The organism is Vibrio sp. 3-2(1) (genome assembly GCF_963887575.1).
In the GTDB taxonomy this organism is placed as follows: Bacteria; Pseudomonadota; Gammaproteobacteria; order Enterobacterales; family Vibrionaceae; genus Vibrio; species Vibrio anguillarum.
In genome coordinates, this window is sequence record NZ_CAWPGB010000032.1 from 1 (window position 1) to 5,148 (window position 5,148).

Annotated in this window: 4 protein-coding genes; 3 read left to right on the forward strand and 1 reads right to left on the reverse strand. The window is 38.1% G+C overall.

Going from position 1 to position 5,148, the window contains the following annotated elements; translation table 11 throughout:
• Positions 1-163: 163 nt before the first annotated feature.
• The 3 genes from AACQ79_RS11095 (at position 164) to AACQ79_RS11105 (ending at position 3,710) form a co-directional block, all read left to right on the forward strand.
• The gene (locus AACQ79_RS11095; RefSeq protein ID WP_170899873.1) at positions 164-1,228 is read left to right on the forward strand and encodes a hypothetical protein; all 1,065 of its coding nucleotides are present in this window, start codon (positions 164-166) and stop codon (positions 1,226-1,228) included.
• A 718-nt stretch (positions 1,229-1,946) separates the two neighbouring features.
• Positions 1,947-2,588: a hypothetical protein gene (locus tag AACQ79_RS11100; RefSeq protein ID WP_170899874.1), complete on the forward strand. Its 642-nt coding sequence runs from the start codon at positions 1,947-1,949 to the stop codon at positions 2,586-2,588.
• Between the two features lie 705 nt (positions 2,589-3,293).
• The gene (locus AACQ79_RS11105) at positions 3,294-3,710 is read left to right on the forward strand and encodes a VOC family protein (RefSeq protein WP_017045395.1); all 417 of its coding nucleotides are present in this window, start codon (positions 3,294-3,296) and stop codon (positions 3,708-3,710) included.
• Positions 3,711-3,852: 142 nt separating this feature from the next.
• Here AACQ79_RS11105 and AACQ79_RS11110 read toward each other — a convergent pair whose 3' ends face one another.
• Complete coding sequence (locus tag AACQ79_RS11110; RefSeq protein ID WP_170899875.1) at positions 3,853-5,034, reverse strand: hypothetical protein; 1,182 nt, start codon at positions 5,032-5,034, stop codon at positions 3,853-3,855.
• Positions 5,035-5,148 lie beyond the last annotated feature (114 nt).

The following is a 5,148-nucleotide window of genomic DNA, read 5'->3' on the forward strand; positions in this document are numbered from 1 at the left end:
TTGCATAACAAACGGCTCAAGAGGGATTGCCAACGCTTGGCGACTTTAGTGCAAAATTGCAGTTCAGTGTTTACGGTGTGTTTTTTGAGTTCGGCAGTGCGTTGTCAACCCCTTAGCCGGGCGTTAGGCCAATTGATTCGTATTTAGTTCAGTGAGTGATGGGATGAGAAATTTACTAAATGGTTTTATCGAACTGAAACTTGATGGCAAAGTCGGCGTTGTAGGTGGTATTTTGGGGATGCTCACAACTCTTTTTACTGGTCTTTTTTTGTGGGTTGATAATAGTGATTTATTTAAAGAGCATAGAATTTCAGCAAGTGTTGTGAGGTCGCAAGAAATACTAGAGCTTGACGGTGATGCTACATTTGGAACTTATGTGATATTCGACAATAAAGGTAATTACCCTGAAATAATCACAAGAATTACGGTTGAATTATATACACCATTTACCCTTTCTTCCATGAAGCTAGGAGGTAAAACACCATTGACATTGCCACTACAAGTTAGTGAGAAGTTTTCAAGTGATGGTGATTTACGTGTTAAAGATTTTCTGAATCAGGCCGGATATGTTCATAAACGCCCATCAATGCTTCCGTTTTATGTTGATCTACCAGAATATAAAAATGTTATTGCTTTTGGTGACCCATCTGGCAAACAAGATATAAAGCATAGATATGTTTTCTCAGGGTGTAATAATAGTATTGTAGTTAGTAATAAAATACCGCATAACGTCGTTACAGTAGCCTCTCATTTTAAATTGCCTGAAGAGCTTAGAATTGCATTAAAGGAAACATTTTTATTAGTAGAGAGCGGAGCGCTAGATAACTCAGTTGTTGGGATGTTAAATGGAGGTTTAGCTACTTCAAACTACTATATTGGTGAGCTGTTAATAGTGGCTGAGTTTATAAATAAAGAGCGTATGATTGACAGAGCCGTTATTAATGCTACAAATGTTTTTTTGGAAGCATCAAAAGAGAAAAAATTCATTAAATTCACTGATTGGTGGTCTGGATTTCCAAATTCACAAAAGTTGGTAGTTCAATTAAGAGAAACACAAAATTTATCAGGAAGAACTACAAAATTAGCTTTCGCAAAAGCTACAGGTGCGGATCTTAAAGACTATGTTGTTTCAATTAGTGATTTGCCAATGATGATGGCAATGCCTGCCTTTTTTGAAAATCAAGATCAAGCGTTATGTGAGTATGTTCAAGTGAATATATCTGAATAGCCCTATGGACAAAGTAAGCTAATGGCCTAACAATCTGTTTAAGAGTGATTCGCAACGCGTGGCATTTTTGCTATGCGTTGCGTTTTGTGTTTAAGGTGGTATGCGGGAGCTTCGGTATTGTGTTGCTCACACCTTAACAGGGCGTTATGCAACTCAGGTAAATTTAGGGGTTCAATCTTTTGGGATTTCTCCGGCCATTCGTTTTGTGTTGTCGGCAAATGAGCTTTTTTACCTTCAAATTCGTGGTTAACTCAAACCGTAAAACAGGCAAATTTCTTTGTTTGCCTCAATCAGTTTTGGTGCTGGTTTGTTGTGAATTTAGCGGGCACAAAGTGTGGAAAGGGCAAGTTAATCGAGCATTTCGCACTTGCTGAAAGCCTTGCTTGTTGAGTTTGTCTGATTCAAAAGCTTGGTTTGTCGCTGAAAGGTGGACTTTGTTTTGGCGGATTATTTATCACGGCTCTGGCTTCGGTTGGTTCTTGAATTACTCAACCATTGCAATTGTGGCTTTTGGTCGTGTAAATTCAGTTTATCTTATTGAATTTGCATAACAAACGGCTCAAGAGGGATTGCCAACGCTTGGCGGTTTTAGTGCAAAATTGAAGTTCAGTGTTTACAGTGTGTTTTTTGAGTTCGGTGGTGCGTTGTCAACCCCTTAGCCGGGCGTTAGGCATTCGAGTTTTCGGCGTTTTAGTCGGTATTTAAAAATGGTGTTTTTTTGAAAATTCAGTTAAGTGACGAAGATAATTTGGAAATTTCGCAACGTTCAGTTGTCGAGGTTATTAGTTTTTTGAATCAAAAAAGTTCCGATGAGAAATCAGCGGTATTGTTAAAACTATTTGAAGAAATCTTACGTGAAGTCAATAGGTTTTCTGAAGACAGAAAAGATTTAACAATGACTAGCCTTAAAGTGAGAAATATTTTTGAGCTTTATTTAATTACCAAGCATGTAAATTGTAACGCGAAGGGGCTAAAAAGTTGGTGCGGGCAAGGCTATAAAGATATTAGTGATATAAATAATGGATTTATTCAGCTAATGACCGCAGGTGAAAAAGGCGTTTTTGGTGATGTTAATGGGCTTAAAGAGTCTCAATCTTTTCTAGATAGTGAGCTAGCTAAAAGCCCTTATCAATCGAAAGTTGGTTTCAATATCAGGCAACTAGCGAAAGACTATGGATTAGATGACCATTATATGGCAATTCACAAATTGTGTTCAAAACTGATCCATCCAACATCTGTCAAAGTAAACGCTTACGGTGCTTTGACTAAAAACGATGATTATTTGCACGTATTAATTCGAGTTGGGGTTTTCTTCTGCCAAGAAATTGAGAAATTAGCATCCAATATAAAAAATGCCTAACAAAGCATTTAAGAGGGATTCTCAACGCTTGGCACTTTTGCATCTACTTCAAATTTAGTGTTTACGGTACAATGCGTTAGGTCGGGTGGAGGCGTTGTTCACCCCTTAATGCGGCGTTAGCTGAGGTTAAGAAAAACCGTAAAATTAAGCGCTTATTTTTCTTAGTCTGAGGCTCTAGCTTTACACCTGAAAGTCAGCACTTTTCCGCGTATCTCGCCAGTGGCACTGTTCGTCAAGTGCTTGAACTAACCGAAGTCTGTTTACGGGAAGTGGTGTGTTTGTTTATTTCTTTGGTGTGGCTTCTTTGGTTTTGAGGCTCTTTCGCGCTTAAGTTGATTTCGCGCACTTGGTTGTTGGCTTCTTCGAAAGAATTCTTTGTAAATTTAAGTCCTAGAAGCTCGTCAGTTTCTCGGTTATTTCTTCTTTGCCAAGTGCGTTTCGTGGATTAGGTTTTAGTTTCTAAATTGTCCGTTTTACTTTGTCGTTTGAAAGCAATAATGTGTTTTAAATTAGGTCGTTGGGTAGTAAATCTCCGGCTAAAGTGCAGCAGCTAACAAACGGCTCAAGAGGGATTGCCAACGCGTGGCGGTTTTAGTGCAAAATTGCAGTTCAGTGTTTACAGTGTGTTTTTTAAGTTCGGCGGTGCGTTGTCAACCCCTTAGCCGGGCGTTATGCTACCAGTCGAAATCTTCAATAAGGAATACTATGAAACAGAACATTGTCCATATTGCTTTAGTTGTAAAAGATTATGATGAAGCCATTGATTTTTATGTAAACAAACTCAAATTTGAACTTATTGAAGATACTCATCAACCTGAACAAGACAAACGTTGGGTGGTTGTGGCTCCACCAAATTCTCATGGTGTTACGCTATTACTTGCCAGAGCCTCGAAGCCAGAGCAGCATGATTTCATTGGGAATCAAGCAGGCGGTCGAGTATTTCTGTTCCTAAATACTGATGATTTCTGGCGTGACTTTAAGCGTATGAAATCGATTGGTATTAATTTCGTCCGCGAGCCAACAGAAGAAGACTATGGAACGGTAGCAGTGTTTGAAGACTTGTATGGAAACTTGTGGGATCTTCTTCAATTGAATCCAAGCCATCCAATGGCAAAAAGGTAGCATAACAAACGGCTCAAGAGGGATTGCCAACGCTTGGCGACTTTAGTACAAAATTGAAGTTCAGTGATTACGGTGTGTTTTTTGAGTTCGGCAATGCGTTGTCAACCCCTTAGCCGGGCGTTAAGTGCCTAGTCGAAGTGCATCATCTTCTGGTTACAAGTAAGATGTCTTCATCATCGAATTGAGCCTTAGTTTCTTCAAATAAACTGGAGAGCTCGTCGTCAGAAATAGAATCGTAAGAGCAAATTGGTTGTAATAACTCGGCTCTATCGATTTTGAATTTAATTGCTGACTCTTTGCTCGCATGTAGACCAAATAGTCCTCCAACAATGACCTTACCAAGATTGATAAACATTGCTTCCAAGAAAATGAATTCGGTTGGGTCATCTGGTATAGGCTCTTGAGTATCTATATAACCATCTTTAATGTTGTTTTTTAGTAAGCTATTAATCAGTACAATGTTATCTTCTTGGTGCGTTATCTGGTTAAAGTTCGCTTCACTAGTTCTATCGATTTCAAAAGTATTTATGATGCTTTCTAAGCTTTGGATGAATTTTTGTTCATAAGGTTCTGGAAGATTAAAGGCAATATTAAACTTTATGGTTGTTTCATGTAAACCTTCAATTTCCATTATCAAGTCATTGTTAGTAAAAGAGAAAACCTTAAGTACTGATAATACGTCATCAAGTTTGCATGTCTGATCTAATGTGAAAATGATTTTGTTCGTATTTGTTCCCGGCTTTAGCCCCTCCAATACAAATGTAAATAATGTGGTCTTTAGTAGTAAAGTTTTCTCGTCTTTGTGTAATAAAGGGTTTATAGGAAGTGTTATTAGTTCTGCATCGAAAGTGATCGCAGGGGAATACTTGCTGGTTTTTACTCTTATTTTGCATTGTATTGAAGTTTCATTACGAATGGTCAGTTTTCCTGACTCTGACTGAGACATTATGAATTTATCATTCGCTAGATTGAATCTTTCATCTTTAACAACGAATCTATCCACATCAATTGATTCTCGTAAACCTAATGACATTTCAATGAAATGCTGTTTATTGAAGTTACCTTTTCCAAAAGTACAAGTCATGGTGATTCCACCATCTTTGTAACCTATGTTGTTTCGAAGTGATTGTTTTTCTTTTATGTATGTATCAACACAAGTGCCTGAGAAGCTTTCAATCGACAGTCTTAGAGCGTCGCCACTCAAGTTTGGTAGTTGATGATTTGCATTGTAGCTTACAGATAGTTTTACTTTGTTTAGTTCTTTCGGCTTTGCTAGTAAATCGTTTTCTCTCAATTTCTTGAGCGTTCGCTCTGTAGTGGTCAACTAAAATTGGCCACGGTTTTAGAGTTTTCCCAATATAATCGTTCTGATTCATTGGGAGTTAGACCACCGTTATACTGATGTGGCCTGAGTTGGCAGTAATATCCGATAATGTAG